This is a genomic window from Ruegeria sp. AF8 (assembly GCF_056541825.1).
Genome location: NZ_JBQFYW010000007.1, coordinates 169,675 through 186,264, shown reverse-complemented (window position 1 = coordinate 186,264; position 16,590 = coordinate 169,675). Strand labels below are relative to the sequence as shown.

The following is a 16,590-nucleotide window of genomic DNA, read 5'->3' as shown; positions in this document are numbered from 1 at the left end:
CGGTGTTCAGATTGGTAGTGCCATGCTTCAGGTCGCGGTACAGACGTCGCGCAATATGCCGTAGGTCCGATTTATCACTCTGCGAACCTCCGGCTGGAAGCGATCTTCATGATGTGTCACCAGCCATTGGTCATGCTCAAGCTCAAGGATCTCGGGCGAGATCTGCTCTAACGTATCAAATCGTGATCCGATGAAGGTGGGAAGCACGGCGCGGGAAGCGCCAGCGAGAGCGAGGTCGAGCGCGCTGCGCGGATGCGTAACCTCGATGTCGCCCGGCGTTCTTGGAATGGCCCCGACCCATCGCGCCGAAGGCGTCGTGCCGAGCACGCGCGCCCAAGACGCCACCTTTGCATCGGTCGCATAGACCGCGAATTGCACGCGACCGATCTTGCGGCCTGCCAGTCGGGTATCGTCCGGGCGGTGGTTACGTATTCCGATGATCGCTTCCCGATGTCCGATATCCAGCACTTCGTCTGCCGCGATGAACCGCAACCGGACAGGATCCTGACCAATGATGTCGAGTGATCTGTTGCAAAGCACGTAGCTCACCCAAGCCCCGGCAGAGAGCTTGACCAGCGGAAGGGCTTGCATCGGATCTGTGTTGATCACCGGTGCGATGCGGTTTTCCAGAGCGACGGCTTGTGACAGCAGGTCTTCACCGTCTTCGGTCAACGCATAGCCTCTCGCCATTCGGTAGAAAAGCTCGCGGCCGAGGTGCCGTTCGAGTGCCAGCATACGTCGCCCCAGCGTCGGGGCGCTTTTTCCGGTGCCTGCCGCCGCCGCGGCAAGTCCGCCTCCGCGCGCGACGGCGAGAAAGAGGCGCAAATCGTCCCAGTCGAAGTTCGTTTCAACCATGAAACGATCATTGCAATACATTCCATTTATTTCAAACTCAATTTGGTGTCTGGTCCATGCGATCCGTCAGGGAGATATCAGCATGGAGTTCCTCGAACAGGAGATTGCACCACTGGGCATGGGGTGCTGGCCCATTGGCGGACCGATGTTCGCCGGCGGGCAGACAGTGGGATATGCCCATGCCGACGATGCGGAATCCGTCCGTACCATCCATGCGGCCCATGCCGCGGGTATCACACTTTTCGATACCGCGCCCGCCTATGGGGCCGGGCATGCCGAACGCCTGCTTGGCCAGGCCTTGCGTAACAAACCCGAGGCACTGATTTCCACCAAGTTCGGCGTCGCCATCAACGAAGACCGCAAAGAGCTCTTGGGAAACCACACGGATCCGGCGGATCTGGGCTCTGCTATCGACGCATCCCTTTCACGGCTCGGGCGTGATCGGATCGACCTGCTGTTGCTCCACCTGAACAGCCTGTCGGTGCCTGAAGCCGAGGCGCTGTTCGACGAGGTGGATCGGGCGCGCGCGGCGGGTAAAGTCCGCGCGTATGGTTGGAGTACGGATTTCACTGGAAGCCTGTCATCCGTGGCTGGGCGCCCCGGTTTCGTTGCCGTCGAGCATGCCATGAATGTTCTCTACGATGCTCCTGGTATGCAAGGAGTTGTCGATGGCCAGGGCCTCATCGCCCTGATCCGCTCGCCGCTGGCGATGGGGCTTCTGTCGGGGAAGTACGGAGCACAGCAGACGATCCCGGCAAATGACATCCGTTCGACCTCGAACCCCAAGACCGATTATTTCAGAGATGCCCGCGCAAATCCCAAATACCTCGCCAAGCTCGACGCGGTGCGCGACCTGTTGACAACCGGAGGGCGCAGCCTGGTGCAAGGGGCGCTCGGCTGGCTTTGGGCAAGGGGTACGACCAACATCCCGATCCCGGGGCTACGGACCGTCGATCAGGCAGAGGGCGCCGCGCAGGCGCTTTCATTCGGCCCGCTGCCCGATCGCTTGATGGACGAGATCGAGGCGGTGATCAGCCGAACCCCGGACGAGGCAGTCGATCGCGCCCGATAGTCGATCCCGGTTGTTGGTCATTATCCTCGCGGCGGCATTGCCCTGAATTCGATCTGCCTACTCATTGAAATGCTGCGCGCTCGATCAAGGTTCGGTATGGCGGGAGGCACCGCAGCATCCGAATGGTGAAGTCAATGGCAGGAAAGGGCCGTCCTTACTTCTTACATTCCAGCAGCCACCAATCGTGCATTGCGTGAAACATTCTGGTCAGGGCCATTGCCTTTTCGGTGGCCGTATATTCGACCCGTGGCGGAACCTCCGGGAACACTTCCCGCGTCACCAGCCCGTCTTCTTCCAGCGCCCGAAGCTGCCCGGTCAGCATGGTTTGCGTGATCCCGTCCACGTCCCGCTTGAGCTCGCCGAAACGCTTCGTACCCTGAAAGATCAGCACCTGAAGAATGATCAGTTTCCATTTTCCGCCGATCAGGCGAGCGATGTCGGGCATGGGGCAGCGTTCGGCAAAAGCTTCGTTCGACGGCTCGGAATTGTTCGTGACGTTTTTCATGTCATTCATGACGGGCCCCAACAGTACAAATTTGCTACTAACCATTGTTTTGCGGGTATCTTTAAAAATCAAACCTTTTTGAAGGAAAATTCGTTGGGTTGCCCTGAGGCGCGTTCGAGAATTTGGTGCCATTAGTAGTAGAAACCTGACCAAGTACAGAAAAACTGCCTACTTTTCAATTGGTTACCTTGCCCCATATTAATGTCAGGAAAACAGGAACAGGGATGGGAGAACCATGCTTCTGGAAGGAAAGACGGCTATCCATGCCGAACTCGCAGTGTTTTTGCCCTTGAGAAAAAGGACCTGAACCATGACATTGACCGTCCACACAATCAGCGGCGCGCCGAGACCTTGGCGGGTGCTTGTGGCACTTGCGCTAAAAGGAATCCCTTGGGATCAGCACGTGCTGAATGCCTCCGACGGAGAACACAAATCCGAACCCTTCCTGTCGCTCAATCCGCGCGGAACGGTACCGGTTGTGGAAGCAGACGGCATTGTAATCCGCGATTCAATTGCCACTCTTGCTTGGTTGGACCGGCGGTATCCCGAGCCTCCACTCTTTGGAGCGACACCGGATGAAGCCGCGAGAATCTGGCAGATCACCATGGAAGCCTGCGATTACATGCGCGAGGCCAATCGCGCCGTGCTAGTGCCGGTCTTGCTGCGGCGCCTCGACCCGGTACCCGGCAGCAAAGAAGAAAAAGCGCTGATCGAATCCAGTAGGAAGTTGCATGCGGAATGCCGCTGGCTTGAGAGCCTGCTGGCAGACGGTCCCTATTTGGTGGGTGGTGCACCGAGCGCTGCCGATGTGGTCGTGTTTCCGGAAATCCGCCTCATCCAGCGGACGGTCGAGAACCACCACGAAGTGATGGATCGGCTTGGTTTTGGCTATCCGCCCGAGCTTTATCCTCGGGTGTCCGACTGGAAGGCACGGATGAGCGAGCTTCCCGGTATTGAGGACACGTTGCCACCGCACTGGAAAGAACAGGAGAAAGTACAGTCCATGCGAAACTATAAAAAAACCCTCATTGTTGACGCTAAGCCAGAGCAGGCCTTCGAGGCATTGACGAAGGGGTTCGAACACTGGTGGACCGCACCTGATCAGCCGATCCGTAATGAGGGGGACCGAGCCAGGTTCACTTTCCCGCCGGGCCGGTCGTATTGGATTTTCGAGGCAAAAAAGCTTGTTCACGGCAAACGGGTCGAGCTGGAATGCGTCGAAGCGCTGCACGTGCATGACGGTATGCCCAGGGAGATCGAGACAGAATGGCTCGGCACGCGGACGATCTGGACCATCTCGCCCGAAGAAAACGGAGCGCGTATTCGTTTCGAACATGTGGGGCTTTCCCCAAGCCTGCATTGCTACGAGGTTTGCGAAGAAGGATGGGACAGGTTCTTTGTCGACAGCCTCAAGGCCTATCTCGACACCGGGACGGGTAGGCCGCACCGCCCACCGGTTTGAACTTCGAAGGCACGGGCAATGGAATAGCCTGATTGTTAGTGAACGCCGTTGACCGGATGACTATCCTGCCTCTCGACGGGGTGGGCATCGGTTACGGAATGCGCGAGCCGGATATCGGTTGCGGGTCCGGCGCGGTGACATTCATGGCTACCGACCGTGTTGGATCGAACGCTCAGGTGATCGACTTTGATTTGGATGCCGGCGCACTGCAATTGGCACGCGTCTGATAAACCGAACCGGAGTTGCACTATGTTAACTTCTCCAAAGGAGGTTTTGACGCGGTAGGAATGGGCCTTTCACGTCGGCTTAATCGGTAGGTTCTTTGCTGGCATCAGCGGTGGCATTAAGCCCGAGAATGGGTTGCAAAAAACGAATGACGGCACCCGTTTTAGACTGACCAATTGATCCGTTTTTTGCGCATTCGGATCAAGCTGCTCAACACGCGCAAGAACCGGGTCGCGCCTCACTCGCATTATTTCCTAGTTGATTGGCATGCAACTTCAGAAAGGTATGACCATGGAACTCAAAAACAAGACAATTATCATTACAGGTGCGAGCAGCGGGATCGGAGCTGCAGCAGCGCTTCTCTTTGCTTCGGAAGGGGCAAATGTCGTGTTAGGTGCCCGCCGTGAAGCTAAGCTGAACACACTTGTTGGACAGATTACACAGAGCAACGGGCACGCGGTTTACCTTGCGGGCGACGTGACGGACGAAACATATTCCAGGGATCTTGTCGATCTGGCAAAACGGCAGTTTGGCGGGCTTGATGGCGCATTCAACAATGCGGGTATTATGGGTGAGATGGGGCCAATTGCCGAAATGGATTCAGACAACTGGCAGTCGGTTCTTGCCACAAACCTCACGAGTGCGTTTTTTGCGGCTAAAGCGCAGATTCCGGCAATGGAGGAACGTGGCGGCGGATCTATTGTCTACACCGGGACTTTTGTCGGTTTCAGCAATGGGGGTATGCCAGGAATGGGGGCCTATGCCGCATCAAAGGCAGGTCTGATAGGGCTCGTGCAATCTTTGGCATCTGACCATGCGGCTAGGGGCGTCCGTATCAATACTATTTTGCCCGGTGGCACAAAGACCGACATGGCTGGCGATGATCCTGCGGCGCACGATTTTATTGCCAGCCTGCACCCCCTGAAACGCATGGCGGAGCCAAGGGAGATTGCCCAATCTGCGTTGTTTCTGCTGTCTGACCGGGCCAGTTTTGTGACAGGTTCTCCGGTCGCCGTTGACGGTGGCATGGCGACCCGCCTGCTGTGAATATCTGCCGTTGGTTGCTTCAAAACCAATGGCCGTTATCGTCCATACAACGTGATTTCACCCACCATCGAAATTCGCGGTGAACGTCGTCTTCGACGGGCGGCGTCACCGCAGACTGAATGTCCGGATAAAGTCTGCGCGCCACGCGCCGGCTTCCGCCCGCAGGCTGGCCGGGGTTAACAGCACCACTGTTACGACCTCGTGAAGCGCAGCGTCGAGGGACTGCCGGTCTTCAAATACTTCCATCACAGGTTCTGCGCCGTGGTCGGAAAAAATCGTAGTCGCCTTTTCAGCGCTGCGAATGAGGGCCTTTACTCCTGTCTGATCTTTCTGATCAAAAAGGCGCAGGACGTTTGTGCCGATCGTGCCCGTGGCTCCTGTGACGAATATGCTCATTTCGCCATCGCGGCCCAGATTGCCAACTCGTTGCCATTTGGATCAGCGAAGTGAAACCGCCGCCCGCCCGGAAAGGAATAGATGTCGCGAAGGATCGGTGCACCGGCATCTTTTACCGCCGCCAGCGAAGCTTCCAGATCATCAGAGAAGAGGATGACCAGAACACCTGGTTTCTGTACGGGCGTTTTGTCCTCGCCATTGAAACCTCCGTCGATACCTGCACCGCTAAAGCTCAGATAATTGGGGCCCCATTCCTGAAACTCCCAGCCAAAGACTGAACCGTAAAACCGTTTGGTTGCGGACGGGTCAATCAGCGGAAATTCGATGTAGTTGATCGTGTTGGCAATAGGCGCCATGGGACAAACCTCTTTGGAACTGTTTGCAGGATTCTAACACTTCCCTATTTTGGATAAATACCGAAATCCGAAAGATAAGTTTCATATTTGGAAGATAAATGCCGAGCTTCGACGCCATTGCGATCTTCGCCCAGGTTGCTCAATCCAAGAGTTTCACGGATGCCGCAAAGATTTTACGCATGCCGCTTTCTTCGGTCAGCCGAAAGGTCTCCGAACTGGAAGCTGATCTGAACACCCGGCTTATCGATCGAAGCAAGCGCCAGATCAGATTGACGACGGCGGGCATGGCCTATTTCGAACTGTGCCGCCGAGGGATCGACACGCTGGCCTACGCCAACCGGCTTATAAGTGATCGGCACAGTGACACCTCGGGCACAGTAACCATCACGGTTCCGCCAAATCTGTTGGAGGTCCTGTTTCTCGACGGCATCGAGAGTTTTCAGTTGCAGTATCCCAATGCCCGCCTGCGGGTTCTGGTGTCGGAACGCATGCTGGATTTTGTTGATGATGGCGTTGATGTTTCATTTCCGGTTGCTCCGCCGGAACACCCTGATCTCGTGGTCAGGACATTACTGAAGTACCTGCACAGATTGATCGCCGCCCCCGGCTACATGGCGGTCAATACGACACCGCAAGAGATATCGGATCTGGAAAGTCACAGGACCATCGGCTTCGGGTTCCTCACGTCCCGCTCGGTGAACTGGTCGCTGTCGAAACAGAAGCAGATAGAAAATATCCGCTTTGAACCTGATTTGACCATCAATGACTATGCGGCGGTCAAGGCAGCGGTTCTTGCTGGGCAAGGTATTGGCGAGTTGCCCGAGCCGCTGTGTGGTGAGGCATTGCGGACCGGAGAGCTCATCGAAGTTTTGCCGGACTGGCACCTGCCCGAAATCAGACTCTACGCCGTTCATGCAGGCAACACATCGTTGTCAAAACTGTCGCGTCTGTTTTTGGACTTCGTGATTTTGAGAATGAAGGGATGATTGGATCATTGAGATATGGGCATGCCAAACGCCTCTGACCATCTGGGGGAAGGCGCTGCCTTCCCCTACGGGCAACCTCAATGGGCAAAACAGTGTCCTCGGCACCGCCTGCAGACCACACATTTCTTCCCGATGCCGCCAAAACGAGTTTGCCTGAATCGCTATAGTGCAGAGATATCTACGTAGACAGCGTAGTCAGCCACCTTACTGCCTTGCAGGCCAAGGCGCGTCGCAAACGGGACTTCATGCTTGCTTTTGTCTTTGCGTGTATAATGGACCGTTCCGTCGCAGAACACCGTATCGCCGACCGACCAGATACCGGTGATGGTATGGCGCATTGCAGCGACGGTCTGAAAGAACACTTCATTGGCCCGATGGACAGGTTCGCGCCCGATGATCGGATCGAAATTCCCGAGCCGAAATGTGACGTCTTCGGTTACAAGTCCGACAACGTCGTCTGCGTTCATTGCATCTACAGCTGCATAGAGTTCGGCAACCAGTGCGGCCTGCGGCGAGTTGTGTTCATTGGCGATCTGCATCGTTGTTCTCCTTGACAGGTGTTTTGTGTGTTGTGACGTTCAGCGGCATTCCAGCCTGCGTTTTGGGCGAAAGACGCCAGAGGTGGGCGAGGCGGAGGTGCCCGTTGGTGATGGCCACGCCAAGAAACAGCGCCGCAAGTGCCAACACCAAGGTGATGCGGATCGGTTCCCCAAACACCAGGGCTCCGAAGACAATGCCGAAAAGGGTGGCGAAGTATCCGATCTGGGCAAATCCGACGCCATCCTTGCGCCGCTGCACCTCAAATGTCAGCACGTAGCTGAGTGCGGTGATCAATCCGATGCCGATGATCGCGGCAATCGGGCTAGCACCCTGCATCGAACCGGGCGATAGCTGACCGCTAGCAATGACTAGGAGACCGATCGCCAGCAATTGCAAACCAAGTGTTCCGGTGGCCAGCACCATGGGATCACCATTATGCGGGTAGGCCCGGCTGCGAAAGACATTGCCCATGGCCAACAGAAGCGGGCCGGCCATCGCAACAGCAATCCAACGCGGCGCGACACCCGACAGGTCGAAGCCGCTATGAGTAGCAAAACTGATGCCAGCCAGCCCGATCAGAATCCCGATCAGACGGTATGCGGGCAACATTCGCTTCTCGACCAAAGCCGTGATCGCAAATGTGAAGAGCGGTGAGAGCGTGACCAGCGCGGAGTAGAAGCCGGTGGAAACGTGACCCAACACTGTATAGCCAATCAGGGCAGGGCCGCTGATGCCGAGGACGCCTGCCCCCAGATAGTAGAATAGAAACCTGCGATGCAGCAGGGCATGCTTGCCGGAAATCACCCCAATGACGAACAGAACCAGACTTGCGATCAAGAGCTGCCAGAACAAGGCCAGTAGTGGCGCGATGCCCGCAATTGCCACAATCTTGGTCAAGGTAAAACTAACCCCAACCAACGCGCCAATGGCGATGATCAGTGCCGTGGGCGGAAGATTTGCGACAAAGAGGGGCATCACGCGACTCCCTTTGTCAGTGCCGTTGTTGCGTAGTTCGGATCTGGCCCGATCGGGATGATCCCACTCGGATTGATTTGTCTATGGCTGAGAAAATAGTGCGCGCGGATATGCTGCATATCGATCGTTTCAACCAGGTCGGGAAGTTGTGCGAAATCAGCCAGGTAGCGCGAAAGGGCAGGGTAGTCCGTGATCCGTTTCCGATCGATCCCGAGATGCGTCACATCGACGGGATCGAACCGCAGGAACGTCGGAAAGAGCATCAGGTCAACCTCAGTCAGCGTCGCGTCGGCCAGAAAGCAGCGCGATTTCAGCACAGTTTCGACAATGTCCAGCCCCGCGTAAAGCTGATGGATCGCATCGTCATAGGCGACCTGAGTGGTGGCAAAGCCCGCCCGATAGACACCGTTGCGAATTGAGGCGTGGATAATCTTTGCAAGCCGGTCGATCTCAGTGGCGTCCTCGGCCGGATAGAGGTCCGGAGCGGTCACGTCCACGAAAGCGGTGTTGAGCATCCGCATGATATCTGCGGAGTCGGTGCCGACGATCTGATCGCTGAGTTTGTCCAACAGCAGCGGGACAGTAATCGCGCCGGTATGGGCTGGCGCGGCGCGCTGATAGACCTGATAGAGATATCGATCACGCGGTACGCCGGCCCTCTCGTCAAAGTTGGATTGGTCGATGACCCAGCCGTCCTCGGACATTGCCGGGTCCATCCAGGTGATGCTGATCGTCTTGCGCAACCCCTTAAGCGACAACACCAGGTCGACGGCGTGACACCACGGGCAAGCCTTAGACATATAGAGGTGGTAACGCCCAGGAACCGCCGGAAAATCCGCCCGTGCCTCCGAACTGATCCAACCATGAAACGAGCTGGGCAACCGGTTAAAACGCCCATCAGGTTGCTTTGGCTTGTCGCGCAAAATTCCGTTGATGAGCTTTTTGGGCATGGCCACCTCCTTCCAATACGTGTTGAGGACGACCTAGCGTGTTTCTAAAGGAGGGATAATTGGCTAACTGGTTTACTCAAGGGTGAGGAAAAGTTGACCAAGCGAGGGTAATATGATCGAAATCGGCGCTATCCCAATATTTGTCGCTGTGGCCGAAAACGGTGGCTTTGCCGCGGCGGCGCGGCGGTTGGGGATCACGAAATCAGCCGTCAGCAAACGGATCGCCACACTGGAAGCACATCTTGGTACCCAGCTGTTTCATCGCTCGACACGTAGCATTTCGTTGACCGAAGCCGGGGAAATCTACCTGACGCACGCAATACAGGCATTGGGATCAGCACAGGAAGCAGAGGATGCGGTTGCGGCCGTACAGGGACACCCAGTCGGGCATCTGAGGATAAGTGCGCCCATGTCCTTCGGGCGGCTGCATATTGCGCCGTTGCTCGCTGAGTTTCTGGCGACCTATCCCGACATCACAATGGATCTGACAATGGATGACCGGGTCGTTGATCTGGTCGATGCGGGGCTGGATATGGCCATCCGGGCCGGTACCTTGCCTGATTCAGCCCTGATCGCGCGTCGGCTGGCTCCGATCCGCAGTGTCCTTGTTGCCGCACCGGAGTACCTGTCGCGGAAGGGTTATCCACAACAGCCAGAAGATCTGCTGGCGCATAACTGCCTGCACTATGCCTATTCACGGGATCCGATGGAATGGGTGTTCCACAGCTCAAATGGTGAATTGAGGGTGCACACAAAAGGTACTCTGCGTATCAATAATAGCGAGACGCTTTGCACCGCATTACTTGACGGGCTTGGGATCGGGCGATTGCCAACATTCGTGGCAGGTTCCCATCTGGCCGCCGGCCGTCTGATCCGGGTCTTGCCGGAATACGCATTGCCGGAACAGGCGCTTTACGCCGTATTCCCCGAGCGCCGACATTTGCCAATGAAAGTGCGGGCCTTTGTCGATTTCCTTGCAGCGCGGATAGGGAAGGACAGACCGTTTTGGGATGTCGAGGCGGGGCTGGATATCTAATTCACCGTCACCAAAAATTCTGATCACGCTTCGAGGGCTGCACGTGATCAGCGCCTGATGCGATCATCTGAAGGGCACCAAACGCAGTGGCACTGCAGCGGGGCAATATCTTTCTCCCAGGCCTAACGGTTGCGAGGATGGTTGTGCGCCTTGCGTTCATTTCCCCGCTTGTAGTTGCCGGTGACCCGGGCCATTTCCTGCTGTTGGTCTTCGAAATCCAGGTCGATCATGTCCTGCAGTAACCATTCCGCCTTGTCGCTCCGCAGAGTGGTCGCGCGTCTACCGTGATGATCGACAACCACGTCGCCATCCTTCGCACGGCGGAAGGTGAAACCTAGATCGCTCATTTCGCTCGCGTTGCTTTGTCACACTGGGGCTTCAAGACGGGAAAATTACTGCGGCGCCAAACCGATCTCGGCGTGCCGGATTGAGTAAAGGGCCATTGATTGCCGAATGCCTGGTTTGTTGCGCACACCGTGAGTACGAGCGACCCCGGGATTTGCACGCGCAGCGAATGCCCGGTCTGCAGAAGACGCACCACAGCGCTGGGAAATTGGTAGATGTCTGATATGGGCCGAAGTGATGGTGCTGTCGGCTCCCGACAATTCAGATGCCCGGACCTATGAGAGCTCAAATGCGGTTTTACGGTACAGCAATCATGCGCGATTTGGCTTGGAATTTCCGCTGGCCTACGTTGTGATGGAAGTCACGCACGGAGCTATGTCCAATGACCAAGATTACAGAGAGACCAAAACAAAACCTACCTAGCTTTCTTCGGTTCGAAGTCGATCTTGATCTCGCCAGTCTGGATGCGGATATCGCAATCTTAGGGGTCCCGCATGCCGACCCTTACTCAATGGAACAGATCAACAACGACCAGGCCCAGGCACCCACTGCTGTGAGGCAAGCCAGCGTCAAGGCAAGCAGTGATTTGGAACGCTGGGACTTTGATCTTGGTGGACCGGTTTTCGATAATAAACCCATTCGCGCTGTCGATTGCGGCGATGTTATCGGCGATCCGCGGGATATTAGAGGGAATTCGCAGCGGGTCGAGGACGCGGTGCGGTTGATCCGCAAGGCGAAGGCATTACCCATCATAATAGGTGGCGATCATGGTGTGCCGATCCCGGTCTTACGTGGCCTTGGCGACGACGGACCGATCTATGTCATTCAGATTGATGCCCATTTGGACTGGATTGATCAACGAAATGGTGTCAGCGAAGGCTATTCCAGTCCGATGCGGCGAGCCTCTGAGATGGCTCACGTTTCGGGTATGCATCAGATCGGATTGCGCAATCAAGGCAGCGCGACGACGGTCGAGTTTGAAGCTGCAATGGCTTATGGTTCCAACTTGGTGACAGCCGAGTATTTGCACGATCATGGCGCTGACAAGGTGCTCTCGGAAATCCCTGATTCAGAAAACTACTACATCACTGTTGATGCAGACGGTCTGGATCCTTCTGTAATGCCAGCTGTGGCTGGACCAGCACCCGGCGGTGTAACCTACCAACAGGCGTGCAAGATTATCCGGGGGTTGGTAAAGAAAGGCAATGTCGTCGGAATGGATATTGTAGAAATCACACCAAGTCGCGATCTAAATGAAATCTCATCTGTGACAGCCTCTCGATTGATAATCAATCTAATGGGGGAGGCTGTGCGCCAGGGATATTTTGATCATCGTTGAACGACGGCAGTGTCCCGCATCCCGCGAATTAACAAGCAATCAGTTCGTGCGCATGCAGCGAAAGCCCGATCTGACGGGTCCCACCGCAGCACCTGGGATGTGGGTTCAACAGCAGCCTTTGGCCGTCCTTGGAGGCATTGTGATATGGGGTAAGGGCGATGCTGAAATATCTCCAAGGTCCGAAATGAGCCCAGAGTGCTTGCTGCGACCGCCTAATCGAAGGTCCGTTTTTTGGTTGGCGGGCCCGCAAATTGCGGCCCGCCATTCCTCTCCGGTTATTAGAACTTGCCGTTCCCGTGCGCCATTTCAGCAGGGGTGGGCGAAACAACGTCCCAATGTTCAACAATCTTTCCATCTTCGACGCGCCAAAGGTCAAAGAATGCCCAGGGTTTTTCGCTGACTGTCGCATCTGAGGCGACAAAGACAAAGTTGCCTTCTGCCACAACAATCTGAGGCTCGAATTTGGTTATGACGTTGCCCTGTTCGGCCCAGGCCTTCGTGCCCTCCATCAGTCCATCAATTCCATCGGCAAGCATTGGATTGTGCTGCATGTAGACCTCAGAGTACATGGGAGCTTTCTCTGGTGCAGCTCCGCCCAGGACATCACGGACAAACCCAAGAACCAACGTCTTGTTTTCTTCGGTTTTGTCGAGATCAGTGATCTCCGTCGCTCCATCGGTCATTCCGCGGCCAGACACCGTCGTTTCAGGAACCGGCTGCAAGTTGTCCCAATGCTCGGCAACTTTGCCGTCTTCCACCCGGAATATGTCGAATGCGGCAAGGGTGGGTGCGCCAAACGCATCAGCATTTTCAAAAGTGCTGTGTAGTACGACCATATCGCCTTCGGTTATAACCCTATGCGTGGTTGCGGTCATTCCGGATTGCTCGACCAATGGTATCAAGCCAACCAAACCCTCAGCCCCGGTCGGGATCTGTGGGTTGTGTTGAATGTAGTCCGGGGTAACGAGTTGCCGCGCAGCTTCCGGGTCGTGATCGGCAAAGGCAGCGGTGAAGAGTGCGATTACAAGTTCTTTAGGAGACATGGCTTTATCCTCTGATTCGTATCCTTCCGATTCGTGGTAGCAAAAACATACTACATTGCAATTACGTACTTTAAACTGACTTGGTATGCTCAACGCTACTGCCATATAGATCAGGGTGTTGTGCAAAAGCCGATGCAGGGCTATGGTGCCCCTAAGTTTCGAAACAATACCAGAGACTGATATGCTACCTATTGGCGTTGCCAACAAAGCAGAAGCTTCCAACTGCTCTATCCGCTCCGTGCTATCTAATGTGACCGGCAAATGGCGGATGATCATTATCCTCGCACTGGAGGATGAGCCAAAACGCTTTGGCGACCTCAAGCGCTGCATCGGAGACGTAACGCAAAGTGTGCTGACCGATAACCTGCGTGGATTACAGCGCGACGGATACTTGACCCGAACTGTCGATCCCGGGCCCCCGGTAGCTGTATCCTATGAGTTGACGCCTTTGGGCCGAAGCCTACTCGAGATGTTGAAGCCCCTCGTCTTCTGGTCGCATGAACAGATGGATGAGGTCAGACAATTTCGCATGCAATTCGATCGGGAGCAGGCGAGCTGACCTCAAAGCGGACCTAAGACTAAGAACCTCGAATGGCGGCTTTGTCCGCATAGCAGACGAAGGCCAAACCCGGTAAACGCAGCAGTAAGAGCAAACAAAAACGCCTGACCCTATGAGTCGAGCGCTCTAGCACAAATCGCTTTGTGAGGCTTCACCGGTCAGACAGTTCGATCACCCTCATCCCCGCTTTTCCCTCGCGGTTGAAGGCGGCGTTCACGCCCTGACGCCGCAAGATCGGCTGCACCCGGCGCAGGGCGGCCCAGCCGCGCGTCGGAACGGGGAAAGCTGTGACTGTCCTCTGAGAGTCGGGGAAACGATCCCGCAGGGTTTGGTTTGAGGTCGGTTGCCGGTCTTGTCAGAGGGACTGCACTTGAGGCGGGCAGGGTGGTTTCGTAGCGTCTGGTCATGACGGCCCCAAACCCTTTCCGCTATTTCCGCACCAGCCCAGAGATCATTCGCTTGGCGGTAGTGATGTACATCCGGTTTCCGCTTTCGCTTCGGAATGTGGAGGATCTTCTTCCTGAGCGCGGCATTGATGTGAGCTATGAACCCGTGCGGTTCTGGTGGCAGCGGTTTGGGCCGAAATTTGCGGCCGAGATCCGGAGGAAACGCATCCAACACATGCACGCCTATTCCAGTTGGCGATGGCATCTGGACGAGATGTTCGTGAAGATCAACGGAGAGGTCCATTACATGAGGCGGGCGGTTGTAGAATTTCATTCTCATCGATCTGACGCCGCCATTCTCCTTGCGACCGTCGCCATGCTTGTTTTGGAGGCGCCATTTTTCTATATTTAAGGCATACGAATTTTTAGACCTCGCTAAAGTCGCCGTTGGGTTTTGATAATTTGCAAGACTAGGCGGCGACGGGGAGACGGGTATGACTAAGGCGAGGAGCGCGGATGCGCGGCGCGAGGTCGAACGCCTTGACCGCAAAGACGCGCCAGAAAGTTTTGGTTATTTTCAGTCCTGTGAGTTTCAAGAAAAGCTCGAACGGGCGCGCGCCGCGCGGCAGAAAGTTCTAGCCGAAAGAACAACATTAGGAAAAACGCAAGGAACCGCTACCTCAGGCGGTCATAGTGGTAATGTGTTGCCGCGAAAGGAACCTTCGTTCGAGTCGAAGAACTGGCTTGAGCAATTGGAATGGGCGCGCCAACAAAGAAAGAAAATTCTCTCTCAAGAACATGAAAACTCTTCTGTCGATGATGAAGATGCATCATTGGCTGAAGAGTCTTCGCGCTTGCAGCCAGAATTTAAACAAAAGGTCCTTTCCGTTCGCGGTATGACAGCGCGGGGGGGTAACGACGAGAAAACACCGGAACGCCCGAAAGATATTCGGCCCGATAAACAGGTTATTAAGTCTGTCACCCTTGAGGGTCAGGCGTCGCCCCGATCTTTGGATGGCATTCGACCGACCCAAACCAACACCGAGGTAAGTCTGTCCACGGACTTAACCAATGAGAGTTTGAAAAGCAAAGGGGCAAGCGAAGAGATAGCTGGCCTGCGCCAGCCCTCTTTGTCGTCCCGGGAGCGCACTAATAGGTGGCGAAGGAACCTGCGTCCCGCCGCACTGGGTTTGGCTGCTGGCGCCCTGATCTCGACGGTTGCGATCACTGCGACCGAATGGATCAAGCGGTCGGGACCGCGTGCTATGTCCGCGCCGGAACCAAGCGTGCAGATGGTGGCCCGGCCAAAGGTAAAAGACGGTGTCGTTCAACTTAGGATGCCGAATAGCAACTCAATGGAAAGTGGTATTTCACAGCCCTTTGACGCCCTTTGGTCACCCAACGCGTCGCGACAAAGCCCTGTTCTGCAAAGCGCTGCAATCGCACGAGACGAAACAGACACACTGACCCTGCTGATGACAGACCTCGGGCCGGTTGACGCTCGGGTCAGTTCGGTCAGGCGGGTAAATCCGATAAAAGCACCGGCACAAGTTCATACCTTTGTCCCTGCGCTGGTCACAGCCGACACTTCATTTGACATCAAGTGGTCCAAAGTCAACGCGCCCGACAGACCAACCGATTCTTCTGATCCGATCCGGTTCAGAACTTTGGCCGGCAACATCCAGTCACGCGTAGATATCGAAAAGGTATACGAGAACACCTCACCTGTCGCTGAAACCGTCAAAGCGCCATTAGCCAAGCCAGAGGTAACCTATAAGGTTGCCACAACGGCTTTGACTGTCGGCAACCAATTCTTGCAATCAAGCACCAATCTTGGGATCGAACCAGCCATCTATCCGGCCCGCGCAGAAGAAACTCTACGCCGGTCCTTACCAGCTCGTTACAATCTTGAAGATTTGATAGGGCGGGAGGTGGCCGTTTCGGTTGGTGATCCTTGGAAACGAAAGCCGATCACCGCATTTGACGGTGATAATATTGATAACGTTACCCAGACTCCGTCGCTTGGCCCGCCCAAACGATTTGCCCGGTTGCAACCCATGCCCGCACTGGCGACTGACCTGGAAACAGCCCATAACGATGCCGATATGATAGTCGGTGAAGGATCGGGAGCCTTTTTTCAACTTTTCGCGCCCGCTGGCCTGTCTGAAGATGACATCGACGCGGTCGAGGAATGGCTGATGGCTTCGGGGCATCAACGCAACGGAACCTCGCGGGTCACATTTAATGTCAACCGCACCAACGTTCGTTTTTACCACTCGGAAGATGCCGCCAAGGCAGCGGAGTTGGCAAAAGCCGCCGATGCCCTGCTTCGGGATTTCACCGGCGCCAACTCAAAAACTCCTCCTGGGATGATCGAGCTTTGGCTTGAGGGTAAAAGCGGCGTCGCGCCCAAAGCCAAGCCGAAAAAGCGTGGAGCCAGCGCACCTAGGAGAAACATTGGATTGGAGCTTAGAAATAAGGTAATCAGTAACCTTAGGAGAATGACGAACTAG

At 55.7% G+C, this 16,590-nt stretch carries 18 protein-coding genes and 1 pseudogene; 10 read left to right on the top strand and 9 right to left on the bottom strand.

The genetic code is table 11. The features are described 5' to 3' along the window. Positions 1–27: 27 nt before the first annotated feature. Positions 28–855, bottom strand: a complete 828-nt coding sequence (locus ACR0AO_RS13945) for a LysR family transcriptional regulator (protein ID WP_480604522.1) — start codon at positions 853–855, stop codon at positions 28–30. Positions 856–937: 82 nt separating this feature from the next. Between ACR0AO_RS13945 and ACR0AO_RS13940 the strand changes: the two genes are divergently transcribed. After that, on the top strand, positions 938–1,927 hold the full coding sequence (locus ACR0AO_RS13940) for an aldo/keto reductase (RefSeq protein ID WP_480604520.1): 990 nt from the start codon (positions 938–940) through the stop codon (positions 1,925–1,927). A 154-nt stretch (positions 1,928–2,081) separates the two neighbouring features. On the opposite strand, the gene ACR0AO_RS13935 is transcribed toward ACR0AO_RS13940, so the two are convergent. Beyond that, positions 2,082–2,441 (bottom strand): winged helix-turn-helix transcriptional regulator, encoded by a 360-nt coding sequence (locus ACR0AO_RS13935; RefSeq protein ID WP_480604518.1) that lies wholly within the window; start codon positions 2,439–2,441, stop codon positions 2,082–2,084. A gap of 301 nt (positions 2,442–2,742) precedes the next feature. Between ACR0AO_RS13935 and ACR0AO_RS13930 the strand changes: the two genes are divergently transcribed. The 3 genes from ACR0AO_RS13930 to ACR0AO_RS13920 all read left to right on the top strand — a co-directional run bounded on the left by ACR0AO_RS13930 (position 2,743) and on the right by ACR0AO_RS13920 (position 5,166). Continuing rightward, positions 2,743–3,894, top strand: a complete 1,152-nt coding sequence (locus tag ACR0AO_RS13930; RefSeq protein WP_480604516.1) for a glutathione S-transferase N-terminal domain-containing protein — start codon at positions 2,743–2,745, stop codon at positions 3,892–3,894. Between the two features lie 38 nt (positions 3,895–3,932). Beyond that, positions 3,933–4,121 carry a methyltransferase domain-containing protein gene (locus ACR0AO_RS13925; protein ID WP_480604586.1) on the top strand — a complete coding sequence of 63 codons (189 nt, stop codon included), beginning with the start codon at positions 3,933–3,935 and terminating at the stop codon, positions 4,119–4,121. Positions 4,122–4,410: 289 nt separating this feature from the next. Further along, positions 4,411–5,166 carry an SDR family oxidoreductase gene (locus ACR0AO_RS13920; RefSeq protein ID WP_480604515.1) on the top strand — a complete coding sequence of 252 codons (756 nt, stop codon included), beginning with the start codon at positions 4,411–4,413 and terminating at the stop codon, positions 5,164–5,166. Between the two features lie 105 nt (positions 5,167–5,271). On the opposite strand, the gene ACR0AO_RS13915 is transcribed toward ACR0AO_RS13920, so the two are convergent. Beyond that, positions 5,272–5,562: an NmrA family NAD(P)-binding protein gene (locus tag ACR0AO_RS13915; protein ID WP_480604514.1), complete on the bottom strand. Its 291-nt coding sequence runs from the start codon at positions 5,560–5,562 to the stop codon at positions 5,272–5,274. Then, complete coding sequence (locus ACR0AO_RS13910; RefSeq protein WP_480604512.1) at positions 5,559–5,918, bottom strand: VOC family protein; 360 nt, start codon at positions 5,916–5,918, stop codon at positions 5,559–5,561. The genes ACR0AO_RS13915 and ACR0AO_RS13910 overlap by 4 nt, the downstream gene beginning before the upstream one ends. 98 nt (positions 5,919–6,016) lie before the next feature. On the opposite strand from ACR0AO_RS13910, the gene ACR0AO_RS13905 reads away from it, so the two are divergent. Next, a complete protein-coding gene (locus ACR0AO_RS13905) occupies positions 6,017–6,904 on the top strand; it encodes a LysR family transcriptional regulator (RefSeq protein ID WP_480604510.1) in 888 nt (295 codons plus the stop codon). A gap of 161 nt (positions 6,905–7,065) precedes the next feature. On the opposite strand, the gene ACR0AO_RS13900 is transcribed toward ACR0AO_RS13905, so the two are convergent. From ACR0AO_RS13900 to ACR0AO_RS13890, 3 genes are read right to left on the bottom strand one after another with little or no spacing between them, the layout of a single operon-like run. Further along, complete coding sequence (locus tag ACR0AO_RS13900) at positions 7,066–7,443, bottom strand: nuclear transport factor 2 family protein (RefSeq protein ID WP_480604508.1); 378 nt, start codon at positions 7,441–7,443, stop codon at positions 7,066–7,068. Beyond that, a complete protein-coding gene (locus ACR0AO_RS13895; RefSeq protein WP_480604506.1) occupies positions 7,427–8,419 on the bottom strand; it encodes a DMT family transporter in 993 nt (330 codons plus the stop codon). The genes ACR0AO_RS13900 and ACR0AO_RS13895 overlap by 17 nt, the downstream gene beginning before the upstream one ends. Continuing rightward, positions 8,419–9,369, bottom strand: a complete 951-nt coding sequence (locus ACR0AO_RS13890; protein ID WP_480604504.1) for a glutathione S-transferase C-terminal domain-containing protein — start codon at positions 9,367–9,369, stop codon at positions 8,419–8,421. Before ACR0AO_RS13890 ends, ACR0AO_RS13895 begins: the two co-directional genes overlap by 1 nt. A gap of 112 nt (positions 9,370–9,481) precedes the next feature. Between ACR0AO_RS13890 and ACR0AO_RS13885 the strand changes: the two genes are divergently transcribed. Next, entirely contained in the window at positions 9,482–10,405 is a 924-nt protein-coding gene (locus tag ACR0AO_RS13885) for a LysR family transcriptional regulator (protein WP_480604502.1), read from the top strand. Between the two features lie 122 nt (positions 10,406–10,527). Here the strand turns inward: ACR0AO_RS13885 and ACR0AO_RS13880 are convergent, their stop codons facing one another. Beyond that, positions 10,528–10,752 carry a hypothetical protein gene (locus ACR0AO_RS13880; RefSeq protein WP_480604498.1) on the bottom strand — a complete coding sequence of 75 codons (225 nt, stop codon included), beginning with the start codon at positions 10,750–10,752 and terminating at the stop codon, positions 10,528–10,530. A 380-nt stretch (positions 10,753–11,132) separates the two neighbouring features. On the opposite strand from ACR0AO_RS13880, the gene ACR0AO_RS13875 reads away from it, so the two are divergent. Continuing rightward, a complete protein-coding gene (locus tag ACR0AO_RS13875; RefSeq protein ID WP_480604495.1) occupies positions 11,133–12,089 on the top strand; it encodes an agmatinase in 957 nt (318 codons plus the stop codon). 278 nt (positions 12,090–12,367) lie between these two features. On the opposite strand, the gene ACR0AO_RS13870 is transcribed toward ACR0AO_RS13875, so the two are convergent. Further along, positions 12,368–13,132, bottom strand: a complete 765-nt coding sequence (locus ACR0AO_RS13870) for a nuclear transport factor 2 family protein (protein ID WP_480604492.1) — start codon at positions 13,130–13,132, stop codon at positions 12,368–12,370. Between the two features lie 181 nt (positions 13,133–13,313). Here ACR0AO_RS13870 and ACR0AO_RS13865 point away from each other — a divergent pair, with 181 nt between their 5' ends. The 3 genes and pseudogenes from ACR0AO_RS13865 (at position 13,314) to ACR0AO_RS13855 (ending at position 16,590) form a co-directional block, all read left to right on the top strand. Further along, on the top strand, positions 13,314–13,691 hold the full coding sequence (locus ACR0AO_RS13865) for a winged helix-turn-helix transcriptional regulator (protein WP_480604490.1): 378 nt from the start codon (positions 13,314–13,316) through the stop codon (positions 13,689–13,691). Between the two features lie 405 nt (positions 13,692–14,096). Further along, positions 14,097–14,399 (top strand): annotated as a pseudogene (locus tag ACR0AO_RS13860) (IS6 family transposase); the annotation flags it as partial. Between the two features lie 172 nt (positions 14,400–14,571). Further along, positions 14,572–16,590 carry a hypothetical protein gene (locus ACR0AO_RS13855; RefSeq protein ID WP_480604488.1) on the top strand — a complete coding sequence of 673 codons (2,019 nt, stop codon included), beginning with the start codon at positions 14,572–14,574 and terminating at the stop codon, positions 16,588–16,590.